At 61.0% G+C, this 16,880-nt stretch carries 13 protein-coding genes; 3 read left to right on the top strand and 10 right to left on the bottom strand.

The features are described 5' to 3' along the window. Positions 1 to 7: 7 nt before the first annotated feature. A complete protein-coding gene (locus tag HX818_RS23550) occupies positions 8 to 1,372 on the bottom strand; it encodes an APC family permease (RefSeq protein WP_003217116.1) in 1,365 nt (454 codons plus the stop codon). 197 nt (positions 1,373 to 1,569) lie between these two features. Between HX818_RS23550 and HX818_RS23545 the strand changes: the two genes are divergently transcribed. Then, positions 1,570 to 2,364, top strand: coding sequence for a helix-turn-helix transcriptional regulator (locus tag HX818_RS23545; RefSeq protein WP_008433783.1), 795 nt, complete (start codon positions 1,570 to 1,572; stop codon positions 2,362 to 2,364). Positions 2,365 to 2,468: 104 nt separating this feature from the next. Here HX818_RS23545 and HX818_RS23540 read toward each other — a convergent pair whose 3' ends face one another. From HX818_RS23540 to HX818_RS23525, 4 genes are read right to left on the bottom strand one after another with little or no spacing between them, the layout of a single operon-like run. Continuing rightward, positions 2,469 to 3,548, bottom strand: a complete 1,080-nt coding sequence (locus HX818_RS23540; RefSeq protein WP_177020827.1) for a polyamine ABC transporter substrate-binding protein — start codon at positions 3,546 to 3,548, stop codon at positions 2,469 to 2,471. A 60-nt stretch (positions 3,549 to 3,608) separates the two neighbouring features. Next, entirely contained in the window at positions 3,609 to 3,950 is a 342-nt protein-coding gene (locus HX818_RS23535; protein WP_003217122.1) for a cupin domain-containing protein, read from the bottom strand. Positions 3,951 to 3,977: 27 nt separating this feature from the next. Next, the gene (locus HX818_RS23530; RefSeq protein WP_087694414.1) at positions 3,978 to 5,384 is read right to left on the bottom strand and encodes an FAD-binding oxidoreductase; all 1,407 of its coding nucleotides are present in this window, start codon (positions 5,382 to 5,384) and stop codon (positions 3,978 to 3,980) included. A gap of 49 nt (positions 5,385 to 5,433) precedes the next feature. Next, on the bottom strand, positions 5,434 to 6,249 hold the full coding sequence (locus HX818_RS23525) for an AraC family transcriptional regulator (protein ID WP_003217127.1): 816 nt from the start codon (positions 6,247 to 6,249) through the stop codon (positions 5,434 to 5,436). 261 nt (positions 6,250 to 6,510) lie between these two features. On the opposite strand from HX818_RS23525, the gene HX818_RS23520 reads away from it, so the two are divergent. Next, a complete protein-coding gene (locus HX818_RS23520; RefSeq protein WP_003217129.1) occupies positions 6,511 to 6,783 on the top strand; it encodes a DUF1652 domain-containing protein in 273 nt (90 codons plus the stop codon). Positions 6,784 to 6,931: 148 nt separating this feature from the next. On the opposite strand, the gene HX818_RS23515 is transcribed toward HX818_RS23520, so the two are convergent. Then, on the bottom strand, positions 6,932 to 9,400 hold the full coding sequence (locus HX818_RS23515; RefSeq protein WP_177020826.1) for a UvrD-helicase domain-containing protein: 2,469 nt from the start codon (positions 9,398 to 9,400) through the stop codon (positions 6,932 to 6,934). A 218-nt stretch (positions 9,401 to 9,618) separates the two neighbouring features. Here HX818_RS23515 and HX818_RS23510 point away from each other — a divergent pair, with 218 nt between their 5' ends. Further along, positions 9,619 to 10,314, top strand: a complete 696-nt coding sequence (locus tag HX818_RS23510; RefSeq protein WP_177020825.1) for a pirin family protein — start codon at positions 9,619 to 9,621, stop codon at positions 10,312 to 10,314. Positions 10,315 to 10,441: 127 nt separating this feature from the next. Here HX818_RS23510 and pgm read toward each other — a convergent pair whose 3' ends face one another. The 4 genes from pgm to HX818_RS23490 form a co-directional block, all read right to left on the bottom strand. Next, positions 10,442 to 12,088, bottom strand: a complete 1,647-nt coding sequence (gene pgm, locus HX818_RS23505; protein WP_177020824.1) for a phosphoglucomutase (alpha-D-glucose-1,6-bisphosphate-dependent) — start codon at positions 12,086 to 12,088, stop codon at positions 10,442 to 10,444. 99 nt (positions 12,089 to 12,187) lie between these two features. Beyond that, positions 12,188 to 13,600 (bottom strand): PLP-dependent aminotransferase family protein, encoded by a 1,413-nt coding sequence (locus HX818_RS23500; RefSeq protein WP_177020823.1) that lies wholly within the window; start codon positions 13,598 to 13,600, stop codon positions 12,188 to 12,190. Between the two features lie 24 nt (positions 13,601 to 13,624). Then, positions 13,625 to 15,046, bottom strand: a complete 1,422-nt coding sequence (locus HX818_RS23495) for a hypothetical protein (protein WP_177020822.1) — start codon at positions 15,044 to 15,046, stop codon at positions 13,625 to 13,627. A 651-nt stretch (positions 15,047 to 15,697) separates the two neighbouring features. Then, complete coding sequence (locus HX818_RS23490) at positions 15,698 to 16,720, bottom strand: zinc-dependent alcohol dehydrogenase family protein (protein WP_003217140.1); 1,023 nt, start codon at positions 16,718 to 16,720, stop codon at positions 15,698 to 15,700. Positions 16,721 to 16,880 lie beyond the last annotated feature (160 nt).

The following is a 16,880-nucleotide window of genomic DNA, read 5'->3' as shown; positions in this document are numbered from 1 at the left end:
CCACTCCTTACAATTTCTGAAACGCCGGACTCAACCGGCCACTGATGCAATACAGGATCACCGACAGTGCCAACAGGCCGATGATAATCATGATGTCGCGAACCGAGGCGGCAATCGCCAGGGTCACCAACAGGTAGCCGGCGCCCAGCACCGCCAGCAAGGCCGGCACCGGCCACAACGGCATGCGATACGGGTGCTCGCGGTCACGCAGCAACACCCGGCTCATCAACGCGCTCAACGCCACGATCAGGTACACCAGCATGATCAGCAGCACGCTGAAAGACGTCAGGTCCGCCAGGTTGGAGCTGAAGCTGAGCAATGCCGAAGGGACCGCCAGGAACAGCGTAGCCAACCACGGGGAATCCCAGCGTGGATGAATCCGGGTGAAGAGTTTGTTGATGGTGGGTGTCCACAGCGCATCGCGGCCGCTGCTGAACACCACCCGGCCAATCTGGATGACGATGGCGACGATGGCGTTGAACACCGACAGGAAGATCCCGGCGCTGACCAGCCGCGACAGGGTTTCGTTACCGTGGCTGGTCAGCAGGTAGCCGATCGGGTCGGGGCTGCTGATCATCGCGCTGAGGGATGGCGCACCGATCAGCAAGGCGGTGATCGGCACCAGCTCGATGACCACCACCAGGCCCAGGGACCACAACACTGCCTTGTGCACGCCCCTGCCGCCGCACTTCATGTCTTCGGCCAGCAATACGGCGGGACCGTAGCCATTGAACGAGAACAGGCCGATGCCCACCGCGCCGATGACCAGCGCCCAGGGCGCCAGGTGCAGCACGCCGTTCTCGACGATTTGCGGTTGCAACAGCACGCTGACCGGCTGCACCGGGTTGCCGAAGCCGATAAACACGATCACCAGCAACGCCGCCACTTCCAGCAGCAGGCAGGTGCCGGTGATCCAGGCATTCAGCTTGATATTGAGGATACCCAGGGCGTAGCTGCACACCACAATCACCAGGGCCACGGTTTGCGAATCGAATTGGGTGCCGAGGGCGTTATTCAGGTAAGTCGCCGCCCCGGTGGCCAGTACCGGCGGGATAAACAGCAGCATCACCAGTACCGTGAGGAACGTCGCGTAGCCGGCCATGCCGCCGAACACCCGCTTGGCATACACGTATTCGCCGCCGGCGCTGTTGTGGGCACGCCCGAGTTCGGCGTAGCAAAAGGCGAACATCAGCGCGAGCAAGGCGGCCATCACAAAGGCCAGGAACACCCCGCTGCCGGCCTGCTGGATGGCAAACGGCGCAATCACGAACACTGAACTGGCCGGGGTGACCGCCGAGACGGTGATGGCCACTACATCGAATACGCTCAGGGTGGGTTTCAGCACGCCGTCGGGCGTGGAAGGAGCACTCATATCGTTATCCTCTTGATTGTTCTTGGTTTGAGGCAGAAACGAAAAGGTGAAGCGGCGCAGGGTATGTTCCCCACTGACTGACGGCCAACTTAAACACTCTGTGTAAATCGGCCAATTCCCCTATTGGAGTACTCCCCTTGACGCCGCCGGGCAAAAGTCGAACCCTTGCGGCCTGAATCCTTAGCGTGGAGCTGCACATGAGCCTGTTCAGGGAAGTCGGCATGCACGCGGGCCTGGGGCGTACCGTCGCACAGATCGGCACCGGGCGTTTCTGGAAGCAACTGGTGCTGTTGCTGCACCAATGCCTGCCCTTCGACAATGCCCTGGCGATCTTCTACCCCGCCGATGGCCCGCCCGAAGCGCTGGAAGAATACGACGCACAACCGAGCAGCAAACCGGCGTCGATGCTGGTTTATCTGAATGGCTTGTACCTGTTGGACCCGTTTTTCCAGGCGTGTCGCGAGGGGTATGCCAGTGGCGTGTACCGCCTTGAGGAAGTGGCGCCGGATCATTTTCGCCAGAGTGAATACTTCCTCAATTACTTCCACGACAACGTGCTGGAAGACGAGGTGCAATTCATCCTGCAATTGCCGGGTGCGGGGACGTTATCGCTGTCGTTGGGGATGCAGCGGTTGTTTACCGGCGAGGAAACGGGGTTGATGACCATGCTCGCGGCCTGGGTGTTGCCGTTGATGCAGCAGCATTGGCAGCAAAGCACCCAGCGAGTGGCCGCGCCGGCGGAAATGGCCAGCCAGATACGGGACGCGTTGAGTCATTTCGGCTGTGGTGTGTTGTCGGAACGGGAGCTGGAAATAGCGCGATTGGTGTTGCGCGGGTTTTCGTCAAAAGCCATGGCCGAACGGCTGAATATCTCGCCGGATACGGTCAAGGTTCACCGCCGGCACCTGTATGCCAAGCTGGATATCTCGTCGCAGCCGGAGCTGTTTTCGTTGTTTATCCAGTCGTTGGGGCATGACTTGGAGAATCCTTGATTCCGCGGCGTGGGAACGCCGCCCTGGACGCTCCGCATGCGCTTTTGAAGTCGTGACGCGGAGCGTCACAGGATGCATTCCCACGCGGAGCGTGGGAACGATCATCAACGCCCGGTACGAATGGTGTTCCACACCCGCGTACGAATCCGGTCGATGTTCAGTGGCATTGCTTCCAGTGCGAACAACTTGCCCATCATTTCCGGACTTGGGTACACCTTGGTGTCGCTCTTGATTGCCGGGTCCACCAGGCTGTCCGCCGCGGCATTGCCGTTGGCGTAGTGCACGTAGTTGGTGATGCTGGCCATCACTTCCGGGCGCAGCAGGTAGTTCATGAACGCATAGCCGGCTTTTTCATCCGGGGCATCGGCGGGCATGGCGACCATGTCGAACCAGATGGCGGCGCCTTCCTTGGGAATGTTGTAGCCGATGTTCACGCCATTCCTGGCTTCCTTGGCGCGGCTTTCGGCCTGGAGGATGTCGCCGGAGAAGCCGACGGCCACGCAGATGTCGCCGTTGGCCAGGTCGGCGGTGTATTTCGAGGAGTGGAAATACGCCACGTACGGCCGCACTTTCATCAGCAGGTCCTCGGCCTTTTTGTAGTCTTCCGCCTTTTTGCTGTGGTGCGGCAGGCCCAGGTAGTTGAGCGCCGCCGGCAGCAGTTCCGGGCCGTTGTCGAGGATGGCGACGCCACACTTCTGCAGTTTTTGCATGTTCTCGGGCTTGAAGATCAGGTCCCAGGAATCCACTGGGGCGTTGTCGCCGAGTACCGCCTTGACCTTGTCGATGTTGTAGCCGATACCGGTGCTGCCCCACAGGTACGGAAAGCCGTGGGCATTGCCCGGGTCGTTGTTTTCCAGGGCCTTGAGCAGCACCGGGTTGAGGTTCTTCCAGTTGGGCAACTGGCTCTTGTCGAGTTTCTTCAGCGCCCCGCCCTGGATCTGCCGGGCCATGAAGTGGTTGGAGGGGAACACCACGTCATAGCCGGATTTGCCGGTCATCAACTTGCCGTCGAGGGTTTCGTTGCTGTCGTACACGTCGTAGGTGAAACCGATGCCGGTTTCTTTCTGGAAGTTCCTGGTGGTGTCGGGGGCGATATAGTCCGACCAGTTGTAGATCTTCACCGTCTCGGCGGCTTGGCTGAGGGTGGCGACGAATACCAGCGGCAACAGGGCAATGGGTCTCATGGTTCGATTTCCTGGCGGTTTTAGGGCTGTTTTTATGGCAGGCGATCAAAGATCAAAGAATCAGAGGATCAGTACATAGGTCTTGCGCACGGTTTCCTGGATGTCCCAGATACCGGTGCTGTTGGCCGGCAACATCAGTGCGTCGCCGGCTTCTATGTGGAGCATTTCCCCGTTGTCGGGGGTGAAGGTGCAGCGTCCCTGGATGAAGTGGCAAAACTCCTGGGCTTTGATCTGCCGGCGCCAGCGCCCGGGCGTGCATTCCCAGATGCCGGTTTCGACGCCGTCGCTACGTTCCACGCTCAAGGTCGAGGCCACCGCGACCGGTGTGCCCAGTGGCACGGCGACGGGCGAGGAATCAGGCAAATGGGCGCTGAGTGTGTCTTTGAACTGGGTAATGCTCATGTTCATACCTGTGGTGATTGAAACGACTTAGTGCATGAAACCTTCCATGAACCCGGCAACCCCGCTGGCCAGTTTGCGGCGCCACGGGGCGGTGTTGGGGTTGGCCAACACCTGGTCCTCATGCACAAAACTGCGGATGATCGCGTTGTAGCCCAGCCAGCGGCAGGGTTCCGGTTCCCAGGCCTTGAGCCCGTCCAGCCGGCCCGGCTGAATCACCCATGGCTGGCGAACCAACGGCGTATCGAGCCCCAGGATCAAGTCCGCCAGGGTGCGGCCACCGAGGTTGCTGGCGCCTACGCCCTCGCCGCCGTAACCACCGGCCAGGGCGATGCCTGCCGCGTGATCGCAGAGCATGTGCGGCTTGAAGCGCCGGGACATGCCCAGGTTGCCGCCCCAGGCGTGGGTGATCCGGACTTTCTTGAGCTGCGGGAACAGTTCGCCGAACAGGTAGCGACGCAGCTCGACTTCGCTGTCGGTGAGATCGAAGTTGTGCCGCAACTTGCCGGCAAACTGATAACCCCCGCGAGCGCCGAACACCAGGCGGTTGTCCGCCGAACGCTGGCCGTAAGTCACTTGCCGGCTGCTCTCGCCAAACGCCTGGCCACGATTCAGGCCGATCTCGTCCCAAGTGCTGGCCGGCAACGGCTCGGTGGCAACGATCAGGCTTTGCACCGGCAGCTGATAGCGCCCCAGCGGAGCCAGCGTGGTGGCATACCCTTCCACCGCCGGCACCACCCAGGAGGCGCGCACCGAGGCTTTGTCCGTGCGCAGGCTGCCGGACTGCCAATGGGTGACGGGACTGTTTTCGTAGATCTTGACGCCCATCCGCTCCACCAACCGCGCCAGGCCGCGCACCAGCTTGGCCGGGTGAATCGTGGCAACGTGGGGTGCATAGATGCCGCCATAAGGCTTGGCGATACGGATCTGCTCGGCCAGTTGTTGCGGGCCAAGCCAACGGTAGTCGTCGTCGGTCAGGCCCTGGCTGTGAAGTTTGGCCAGGTATGCACGCAGGGTGGCTTCCTGTTCGGGGTAGCGCGCGGCGCAATACAGCACACCACCCTTGCGGTAGTCGCAGTCGATGCCTTCGCGCTCGATCACTTGCGCGACTTCGTCGGGGATGGCGTGCAGCAGGTCGAACGAGGCCCGGCGCTGTTCCGGGGTCAGGCCGGCCAACAGGCGGTCCTCTCCCAGCAGGTTGCCCATCAGCCAGCCGCCGTTACGGCCCGAGGCACCGAACCCGGCGGTTTGCGCCTCGATGATTGCGATTTTCAGCTCAGGCGCCTGGCGCTTCAGGTAATACGCGGTCCAGAGCCCGGTGTAGCCGGCGCCGATGATGGCCACGTTGACGTCCAGGTCCTGCTCCAGGGACGCGCGTGCCAGCAGCGGCTCGTCCAGCTGGTCCATCCATAAACTGATATTGCGCCATGCAGGCATGCCAAGCTCCACCACCACACTTCGATGGCAGTGATCCTAGAGCCTGGCCTCAGGGGCTGTCTTGCGCGCGTGCACGCAGGGAAATTTGTTTGACGTAGGCCTTGGGCGACTGGCCGGTGTGCTGGCGGAAGCTGCTGTAGAACGCCGACGTCGAATTGAAGCCGGCGGCAAACGCCAGTTCGTCGATGCGGATCGGCGGCGCGGCCATTTCCAGTGCAGCCAGCAAATGCTGGAGGCGTGCCTGGTTGACGTAGCGGTAAAAACTTTGCCCCAGCACCTGGTTCAACAGGTAGGAAATCTGGTTGCGGCTGTACCCGCACTCCTTCGCCACCCGTTGCAGGTCCAGCTCGGGGTCCAGATAGGGTTGCTGGCGCTCGAAGTACTGTTGCAGGTCGTTGGCCATGTAGCTCAGTTGCTGCGGCGACAGGCCCAGGCGGCTGACGGTCGGGCGTGTGGTCTCGCGGCGGCTGGCAGACTGCTCGTGGACCAGGGAGGCGTACTCGTTGACCCGCCAGATCAAGCCATCGCGCACGGTAATCGCTTCGCTGGTGCGAAACGACACCAGGCCCTGGCCGCCACGCAAGGTGATGCGGTATTGGATGAACGCGGTGTCGCCGTCGGCGCGGATGCGGTCGGTGTGTTCGATCGCTTCGTCGGCGCCACGGGGCATGCTGGCTTGCAGGTATTCGCGCAGCTCGCCGGCACCCACCACGCGGTTCTGGAAGAAATCGTGGTACTGGATGTCCGGATGGTAGTACGACATCACTCCATCCAGGTCCCGATCCCGCCAGCACAGATGGTGACGCAGTACCAGCTTGGCCGTAGCTTGGGTTTTCTGGGAGTCATCCGGAATGATGTCTTGCATTGAGCGCTCTACGCCGGTGAAAAAAGAGGCAGCTTGCCCAACTGCCCGTACCCGCTCAACGGCCATTTGATATTTCCGACTAATGGCCTTTCGCTTAATACCACGCAGCACGTGACCCATATCAACGTTATTGAAAACAACTGCCGGACGGGACGAAAAAACTCCCATGCCCGATGCGAACGAATGCTATTTTTAGTGCTCACGACGGCCAGGACCAGTGACGGTCATGGCGCCCCTGCAGCGAGCTAAAGGAAGCGCTCAATGAACAAGGTGGGCAACATGAACAAAGTGACATTCCCCAATGCCTGCCAGTTGATGCGCTGGCACTTTCATCCCATGGGCTTTGAGGCGAGCATGGATGCTCCCGGCAGTATGATCGCCCGCCTGTTCGACCGCGCCAGCGGGGAAACCCTGATTGCAATTGCCGGTATCCCTTGCGCCACGGTGATGAACGCTGCTGACGTGGAGCGGATCATCGAGGCGGTTGAGGATGAACTGGAGTCGTTTGTGCCGCCGCTGTCGCTACGGGCTTGATCTGGAGAAGCAGGTATCCTGTGGCGAGGGAGCTTGCTCCCGCTGGGTTGCGTAGCAGCCCCAAAATCCTGGGAGCGCTGCGCACTCCAGCGGGAGCAAGCTCCCTCGCCACAGCAAGCTCCCTCACCACAGGATTCAACGTCACCCCTTATGATTTGCTGATGCGCTGGTCGTCAAAAAACGGTTTGTCCCCGGCAACCCGGTCCGAAGCTTTTGGCACATTCACCCCTTGGCCATCCTGGCCGTCGACATACCAATAGCAATGGCTCACCGCCCGGGTAATGCCCACGTAGGCCAGGCGCAGCACTTCGTCTTTCTGCGCGCTGTCGTAAGCTTCGGTATCGCCGTCCTTGCCCAGTCCTGCCATGCGGTAGACCTGGTTCTTGTACGGCGAACTGGTCAAGTGCTGGCAGTCGCCCAGCAGGAATACCGCATCCGCTTGCAGGCCCTTGGCGCTGTGATAAGTCAGTTGCTTGAGCCGGCGGCTGCCGTACGGCAAACTAGAATCCACATTAACTACCGACTGAATATGCTCTTGCATCAATGACTTATCGCTGCTTTTTCGATACAGCATTAACACCGAGTCACCCTTTTGATAGTGCGCCAGCAGTTGTTGGCTTAGCGCCGCATCGTCACGGTCACGCACCGTGACCGGCACCAACTCCTTCGCGGTTCCACTGGCCTTGGCTTTCTTGCCGCTGATGGCCGGGGCCGCCCGCACAATGTGCTCGGCAGCATCGATCACGTGCTGATGGCTGCGGTAGTTCTCGCCCAGCATCACCCGGGTGGTCGTGGGTGACGGGAACTCCTTGTTGAACTCCATGAAATACTTGGGCGAACTGCCACGCCAGCCATAGATCGACTGCCAGTCATCGCCCACGCACAACAGCGAAGAGCGCTGGGCCCCGCGCCCCACGTGCATGGCCGGCCCGCGGCTGCGGATCTCCCGCAGGCTGGCCCGGATCCACGAGACGATCTGCGGCGATACGTCCTGGAATTCGTCGATCATCAGGTGCGACATCGGCCGTAGCAGCGGGTCGCTGAGCAACTTCAGGTTCTCCGGGGTGTTTTCGCCAAACAGCGAGAACATCCGGTTGTAGGTCATGACCGGTGGCGACTGGTCCAGCAAGTGATCTTCGAGGGCCTTCCAGAAAATGCTCAGTGCCTCGAAGTAAAAACGGTCTGGATCATCCTTGGCAAAACTCATCTTGCCCACGGCGGTGGGCACATCCAGCCCGAGGTTCTCGATGAACCCGGCGGCGGCAACAAAGCTGTCCAGCAACGGTGCCGAACCCAGCTCGCCCTTGACCTTGTAATCGAAGCCCGGGCCCGCTGTTGCGTCACCTGCCAGGCTGCTTAAAAGCCGCTTGGAAGACTCGTAGCTTTCTAGCCATATCAATGGTTTACGGCAGAAAGCTTGAAATAGGGTTCGCTTTACCGCCCATTCGGCACGTACCGACAGCTTGGACCCGGGTCGACTGACCTGGGCATTTTCCCGCGGGTCGAAGCCCAGTACGACCCAGGCATCCAGTTCGGCAATGTAACCATGGCAGTGAAACTTCGCGCCGTTGATATCGAACGTCTGGCGATTGGGCTCGATGCCCTTGATCGGCCAGGCGCCGGCACGAAACCACAGGTCTTCGATTACATCGCAGAGTTCTTCATCGCGCTTGGCCGCCAGTTCGGTCACCGCCACGCGTTTTTGCACGTCCGGGTGATCGCGCTCCAGCTCCTTGAGTTGCAGGGCATGGCGCGCCAGCGGGGCGATCAGTTCGCGGAAGCGTTCATGGCGGCCATGCAGCCGGTGATAGCAGGCATTCAGTTGCTGGCGCTGGGCGTCGTTGATCCGCAATTCGAAGGGGTTGCTGTCGGCCTCATCAAAGCCCGCTTCGGTCCGCGCATTGAGGTTCTCGAACGCCTGCAGCCGTTCAAGGCCCGGCAGGCTGCGCACCATTGGCAGGATGCGTGAGTGAAAGGTCCGCACCACCGCTTGCGCGTCTTTCATACCAAGGGGTTGGCCCCACAAGGCGAGAATTTCCATGAGCTTGTTGATGAAGTCCTTGCGCGACTCACGGGTGAAGGTCACCACCGTCATCGAGCTCAGCTCGAAGCCCAGGTAATGGGTCAGCAGCAGGATACGCAGCACCAGCGAGGTGGATTTACCCGCGCCGGCGCCGGCGATCACCGAGGTGGACGGCGTGTCGCTGAAAATCATCTTCCATTGCGCCGCACTCGGCTGGGCATGGGCCGGCAGCAGGCGCGCCACATCAGCCTTGATGCGTTTTTTCAACTCGGCGGTCAGCGGCAGGCGCCAATCATCGAACAGATTGTCGTCAACACCCGGCGCAGTGTGCTCATCCGGCCGGAAGTCACGAATCAGCAGGACCTGGCGGCCTTCTTCGATACCATCCGCCTTGCCTTCCTTATAGCCATACTCCACGCCGGCCGTGTGGCCACTGCGAAAGCCGTCGGCCTGGCCATGCAGCCATGAGAAACGGTGCTGTGCCCGCAGGCGCGTCAGGCCGTGACCGAATAATCGGGCGGCGAGCCGTTTCAACAGGGGCATTTCGGCCAGTGGCCGCAGTTCGGGAGGCAGATCGGGGGTGTGTTGCGGCACGCGGACTCCTGCGATGCTTTAACTCGGACAAGAGCCCTATGGTCGCCGCAAATGCCCCACAGTTCCAGCCAATTGCTTTGCGCTCATGCAGTTAGGCGATGAAGTGAAGACAAGTCCTGAGCATCGGCATCGAAGCATTCGATAGGAATCCAGCATTTTTTACGCTTTTTATCGATCTGGCGCTGCTGGATGATGGCTCCCATCCACAGGAGACGATCATGCTTGAACTTCGACCTTTCAACACCCTGGGCGGCGCCAATCACGGTTGGCTGGACGCTCACCACCACTTCTCGTTTGCCGAATACCATGACCCCAAGCGCATGCACTGGGGCAACCTGCGGGTGTGGAACGATGACCTCATCGCACCGGGCACCGGCTTCCCGCAGCACCCGCACCGGGACATGGAAATCATCACCTATGTGCGTGAAGGCGCCATCAGCCATGCCGACAACCTGGGCAACCAGGGCCGCACCGAGGCCGGCGACGTCCAGGTAATGAGCGCCGGCACCGGGATCGCCCACAGCGAGTACAACCTGGAAGCTACGCCGACCAAGATTTTCCAGATCTGGATCATTCCCAATGAGGCCGGTTTGCCGCCGTCGTGGGGCGCTAAGCCGTTTCCGAAGGGTGACCGCGAAGGGTTTGTGACCCTGGCCAGTGGCAAGGCCGGAGACAGCGAAAGCCTGCGGATTCGGGCCGATGCACGCTTGGTAGCGGCAAACCTGAAAGCCGGTGAAAGTGCCGAGTATTGGCTGGACAACGGACGCCGGGCGTACCTGGTACCGGCCACCGGGGTGATTGAAGTCAATGGCTTGCGTGCACAAGCTCGAGACGGTGTGGCGGTTGAGGATGAGCAGGTACTGCGGGTGACAGCGGTTGAGGACAGCGAGATCGTCTTGGTCGACCTCGCCTGACCTAGCTTGAATGTGGTGAGGGAGCTTGCTCCCGCTGGGGTGCGAAGCGCGCCCAAAAATGGGACTGCTGCGCAGTCCGGCGGGAGCAAGCTCCCTCGCCACAGGTTAATCAGTCATAGGTTGGGTATCAGTTAGCCGAGATCGCCCCGTCCACCAACACCTGGGCCTCTTCCACCAGTTGCTTGAGGTGATCTTCGCCGATAAAGCTCTCGGCGTAGATCTTGTAGATGTCCTCGGTGCCCGATGGCCGTGCGGCAAACCAGCCGTTTTCAGTCATGACTTTCAGCCCGCCGATCGCCTGGTCATTGCCCGGCGCGTGGCTGAGGATCTGCTGGATGCTTTCCCCGGCCAACTGCGTGGACGTCACCTGGTCTGGCGACAGCTTGCCCAACAAGGCCTTCTGCGCCGGAGTCGCCTTGGCATCCACCCGAATGGCGAACGGCTCGCCCAGTGCATCGGTCAGCCCGCGATAAATCTGGCTTGGGTCCTGGCCTTTGCGCGAGGTCATTTCCGCCGCCAGCAGCGCCGGGATCAAGCCGTCCTTGTCAGTGCTCCACACGCTGCCGTCCTTGCGCAGGAACGAGGCGCCGGCACTTTCTTCGCCACCAAAACCCAGCGAACCGTCAAACAGGCCATCGGCAAACCACTTGAAGCCCACCGGCACTTCGTACAGGCGACGGCCAATGCGCCTGGCCACGCGATCAATCAAGCCGCTGCTGACCACGGTCTTGCCCACCGCAGCATCAGCGCGCCATTCGGGGCGGTTCTGGAACAGGTAGTCGATGGACACGGCCAAGTAGTTGTTCGGCGCCAGCAAGCCACCGGACGGCGTCACGATGCCATGGCGGTCGTGGTCCGGGTCGCAGGCGAAGGCCACGTCATAACGGTCCTTGAGGCCGATCAAGCCCTGCATGGCGTAGCTGGAGGACGGGTCCATGCGGATCTGGCCGTCCCAGTCGACGCTCATGAAGCGGAAGGTCGAATCCACTTCGGTGTTCACCACGTCGAGGTTCAGGCGGTGATGCTCGGCGATGGCCGACCAGTAGCGCACCCCTGCTCCGCCCAGCGGATCGACACCCAGGCGCAAGCCAGCGTTGCGGATGGCATCGAAGTCGATGACGTTGACCAGGTCGGCCACGTAGGTGTTGAGGTAGTCGTGGCGATGAGTGGTGTCGGCCTTCAGCGCCTGGGCATGGGTGATGCGCTTGACTCCGGCCAGCTTATTGGCCAGCAGTTCGTTAGCCTTGGCTTCGATCCACTTGGTGATGTGGGTGTCGGCCGGACCGCCGTTGGGCGGGTTGTACTTGTAGCCGCCGCTTTGTGGCGGGTTGTGGGACGGCGTGATCACAATGCCGTCGGCCAAACCACTGGTGCGGCCGCGGTTGTAGCAAATGATAGCGTGGGAAATCGCCGGTGTCGGGGTGTACTCGTCGCCTTCGGCGAGCATCACGTGCACACCATTGGCGGCCAGCACTTCCAGCGCGCTGGCGCCGGCTGGGGTGGACAACGCGTGGGTGTCGAGGCCGACAAACAGCGGGCCGTTGATGCCCTGGGCTTCACGGTACAGGCAAATGGCCTGGCTGATGGCAAGCACATGCCATTCATTGAAGCTGAGGTCGAACGAGCTGCCGCGGTGTCCGGAGGTACCAAAGGCGACGCGCTGGGTGGAGATCGCTGCATCAGGCTGGCCGGTGTAATAGGCCGTTACCAGTCGCGGGATGTCTACCAGCAATTGAGCTGGTGCCGGCTTGCCCGCAAAAGGACTGAGAGTCATGCATAAACCTCGGAAAGAGAAGGGTTCGGAAAAAAGTGCAGTTTACTGGGACTTGGACTGCTCCGCGACGTTATAAATCCTACAGCAATCAGCGAAATTTCATTCAGTGCCGGTCTGTGCCTGCCTGAGCGCCAGAGCCAGCTCATCCAGGGCATTCTCCAGGTTATGGGCGCCGTCAACGGCATGGCTCAGCCGCAGATGCTGGCAGTGCAGGCCACTGAGGCTGAACAACTCCCCCGGCGCAATCACCACCTGCCGGGTGAGCAGGCGCTGGAACACCTGGCGCATATCCACCGGGGCCTCTGAGCGCAACCAGAAGGTCGCGCCAGCGGCGGGCATTCGGTAGCTCACCTGGTTGCCCAGATGCGTGTCCAGCCGCAGGCCCATGAGCCGGGCCTGCTCTTTGAGTTGCGGTCGCAACTCCCGCAGATGCTGGTCGATGCGCCCACTTTGATAGAGCCGCGCAATCGCGCGCTGGCGGATAGAGGACAACCGGAATGCGCGCAACAGGAACTGGCGCTGCAGCTCGCCGCTGAGGTGGCGCGACAGCAAATAGCCAAACGGCGCTTCCGGCCCGAGCATCTTCTCGAACGTGGAAAACACCATCAGCCGCTCGGGATTGGCCAGGTCCCGTAACGCGGTGATTGGCTGCCCGAAGCCGAGGTCACCATGGCTGTCATTTTCTAACAACCAACAGCCATGCTGGTCCAGCAATCGCACTAGCTGCAGGCGGTCATGGGTGGACAGGACTACGCCGGACGGCAGGCTGACACCGGATGACAGCAACGCCAGCTGCACCGGCTCGGTGCTGAGCAAGTGCTCGAACAACGCCAGGTCCAGGCCGTCGTCCGCCGTGAATGGCAATTCGAGAACCCTCACGCCTGCCCCCTGCAACAACCGCAGGATCAGCCAGTCACACGGGGATTCGACAATGATCGCAGCGCCCTTGAGACCCAGCACCTCGATCAGGATTTCCAGTACCCCGCGCAAGTCGGCGCCGATGTATACCTCGTCCGCCTGCCAGCAACGGGTCGGCGACGAGGTATAGCGCGCCGCGAGCGTCGCCCGCAGTTCCCACACGCCACAGGGCTGCGACCATGGCTGCAGATGATGCGGGTAATGCCGCAACAGTTCGCGCTCGAGCAGCAACAGCGCTGCGTCCAGTGACGCCGCAAGTGCCGGCTCATCGGCGCTGAGCACGCGCATTCCCGGGCGTCGCGCACTGGCATAGAGGCGCTCCAGCAGGTCGCCACCGCTGCTGCCTGGCGGTCTATTCAATACCGGCCAGGCGTAGTAGCCCGACTTGGGCACCGAGTACACCCGGCCCTCCTTCTCGAGCAACGAGTAAGCGTATTGAATGGTCGAGATCGACACATTCAGGCGCTCCGCCAGCTGCCGCAATGATGGCAGTTTTACCCGGGCATCCGTGCCCACCTCGCCGATGAGGTTGATCATGTAGCGATACACCGCCTGGTAGGCGAAGTCGGTTTGCCGGTCGTCCCTGAGGTTCATCGCTGGTCACCCGCCGCCACCCGCTTAACGCCCCGCCAGTTGGTAGGCTGCCAGGGCGGGCGCACCTTGCTGTGCCGTCTCGGCCATGCCCGGCACGCCGGTGGCTGGCCGCTTGCGATAGAGATGTTGCAGCAGGTCGATCGGCAACCCGCTGGTGTCGATGGCCCATTGCACCAGCATCTCGGCCACCGGCTTGCCTTGCAGCGCCTTGTGCAGCTCGGGGAGCGCCACCAGCATGCCGGGGTGGCATTGGCGCAAAAAGCTTTCGAGGCGCTCGCCGTGACGGATAAACGGCGAAAACATCAGGCAGTTCAGTTGGCTTTCATCCAATCCGAACAGCGCCTGGGCGTAGTCGGCCGCCAGCGCTCGGCCATCCTGGGTCGCTGCCTGGGCAATCAGGTGTTCGGGAATCTGCTTGCGCCGCATGAACAGCGCGGCCTGCTGCATGAAGCCCTGTGCGCCCTCCTCGTAATCCAGTTCCCGCAGGCACTCGGCCTGCAGGCCCCGCAGATGGGCCATCAGCAACGGATTCGCATAGCTCGCGTGGCTGAAATGAAAGCCAAACTCGTCCGGTTCATAGCCCATGAACTGACGCAACAGCGGCCCGGAGGAGTATTCGGCCGCGTCCTTAAGGTCGGCAGCGCCGATATAGGCCAAGTGGCGATGGTTGTCGGTGTCGGACTTATCGGCGACGGCGTAGCGCTCGCCGTAAAGGTCGCAGTAATAGGCGTTGCTCCACTCATCCATGCGCGCGAACAGCCCGCTGAGCACCAGGGGCTGGCGCGGCGGGATCTCTGCACCGCTCGCCAGCGCAGCTTTCTTCAGCCACGCCAGGTACTCCCGCTGCTTGCGCGCGGAGTCACCGCTGACCAGCGCGTGCACGCCGCCATTGCAGGTGGTGACGCGCTGGTAAAAGTCACCGAGGGCCAGGTAGGCGTCGTTGCACAGGGTTTGGCGAAGATCTCCCGAAGTCAGGTGCCCCACCATCAGCATATTGCGCCGGCTGGTGTCGCGCGCCGCACTGGAGGCCGGCCGCAGGTGGTTGAACGGCAAGACTTCCTGATTCTCGACCATCAGCAATTCGACACGCGCATCGTCATGCAGGAACAGCGCGCTGTAGCCGCGATGCAGCGTGTCCAGGGCATTTTGCGACATGCCGGCATGGCGCAAGGTCGCGACCCGCAGTTGAAACGTCCGCGGCGCCCGGCCTGCAAGCGTCAGCTGGGCTGCCCGCAACAACGCCAGGACATAGCTGCTGCCGGCGCCTGCGCCGTGAGCGACCAGCACCTTGTATTCACCGATCCGCTCCATGCCGCCTGCCGCTACCACGATTCGTTGAATCAATAACTGGAGCGAGGTACGTTCTGTTCGAGAGAAATGCCCTATCAAGCGTTGCAATACTTGTTGATAGACATAGTTCATGGCTTGTTCGTGAATAGCGCTCATAGTTCTACTACCTGAGTTGAAATATCAGTTTCGGGCAATCGTTGACGGCATTTGCCTGACCTGTTGTTTCTGTAGGGGCGTTACAACATGTGACATTCAATGGAGATTAGCACCGGGCCCTACCTGCCAAGCCTGCCTTTGGGGGCTTCCAGTCCCGAAAAGGCGCCAAGCCAAGGGGCACGCAGCCCAAACCGAAAGTCTTAGGAACGCTCTGACAACTTCCTACGCTGCTTTAACTTACAAACTAGAGAAGCATCCGACATAACCCACTTCAATATTGATGTTCCGGCAAAACAGCCATGGGAAACATTATTGGGCTTGACGGATGTACGGGGTGATTTCATATATTCAATCATTGCTCAATCCTTGAGATAAAAGTGACGGGGCAATTATCGGCACTTGAATAATGATTAACAGATACAGAACGCCGGCTAAAACCGGTTCAGATGGGGGCTTGCATGGGGTATCGAGTGTGCAGACACGACAACGCCGCGCTGGGATTCAGGGCGGCGTCAGGGGCATACATCTGGTTTATCGGGCTGAAGTGCTGAAATCCCGATTCAAGCGGTGGGCAGGTTAAGTCCTGTCAAATGGCGCATTTGCCCCATGCGCCCGGGGGCAGGAATACTCGCTTGAGAATATTCCCACAGATCAAACAGTTTCTACCTGCAAGGCAACCCGTTCACGGCACGGACATTCGTCCATATAGCGGTGCGCTTCAACGAACTGGCTGAACGGAAATACCGTGGTTTTCAGCGGTACCAGCACCTTGTCGGCGGTCAGTTGGTTGATGTCACGCAGGGCTCGCTGCAAGGCCACCTGGTCCTGGATGATGCCCAGTTCCGGTTTGCCGGTGAAGTTGCCGATGCAGTGCACAAAGAACTGAATGTTCTTCTGGAACGCCGCGCAGGCCGGGAATGGCGTCTGGTTGCCACCTTGCAGGCCGTACAGCACCAGGCTGCCACGGGGCGCCAGCACATCACCCAGCAACGACATCTGCGGGCCACCCAAGCCATCGAACACCACGTCTACGCCGCGGTTGTCGGTGAACTTGTTGACTTGCATCAGCAGGTCCTGCTCTTCGGTGACGATGACCTTCTCGGCCCCGAGGGACAGCAGGTATTCGCGCTCATCACTGGTCTTGGTCGCAGCAATCACCCGCACACCCAGGGCTTTGCCCAGTTGCACGAACGATGGGCCGGCACAGTGGCTGGCGTCCGTTACCAGGGCGAATTGCCCGGGTTTGACCCGCGCCAGGTCCATGTACGCAAAGTAGGCAATCAGCAGCGGCGTGTAGTGCACGCTGGCTTCGATCGGGCTCAGGACATCCGGGTAGCGGGTCAGCGCCGAGCGCGGCAGGACGATCTGTTCGCCGTACACCGGGTAGTCATTCGGGCTCTCGGCCGGGAAGCTGGCGACCTTGTCACCCACCGCCAGGTCGTCGACACCCTCGCCAACGGCCACAACCACGCCGGCCATTTCATGGCCAAGGCCGGAAGGCAAGCGGGCATGGGACGACGCCAGGTTCTGGCGCCACAGAATGTCGTACCAGCTGATGCCAATCGCCTCGACGCGCACCTGCACTTCGCCCGGTGCGGGCTTAGCGGCTGCATGCTCTTCGCATTTGAGCACCTCGGCCGGACCAAACTTGTGAAAACGGATCGTGCGGGACATCGCAAACCTCGTCAAAGTAACCTCTATTGCCATGAACTCTATCTGGGCTTTCGGGGCAAGACCACCGGTCGCCGTTAATAGTCGACATGCCTGTCATTGATTCCGCACATACGGAAAAGGTGCCAATCCATGTAGGAAAACTGAATTAGCCGGTGCAGAG

It is taken from the genome of Pseudomonas sp. F9001 (assembly GCF_013385435.1).
GTDB lineage: Bacteria > Pseudomonadota > Gammaproteobacteria > Pseudomonadales > Pseudomonadaceae > Aquipseudomonas.
The sequence above is the reverse complement of the archived record's forward strand: the minus strand, read 5'-3'. Positions and strand labels throughout refer to the sequence as shown.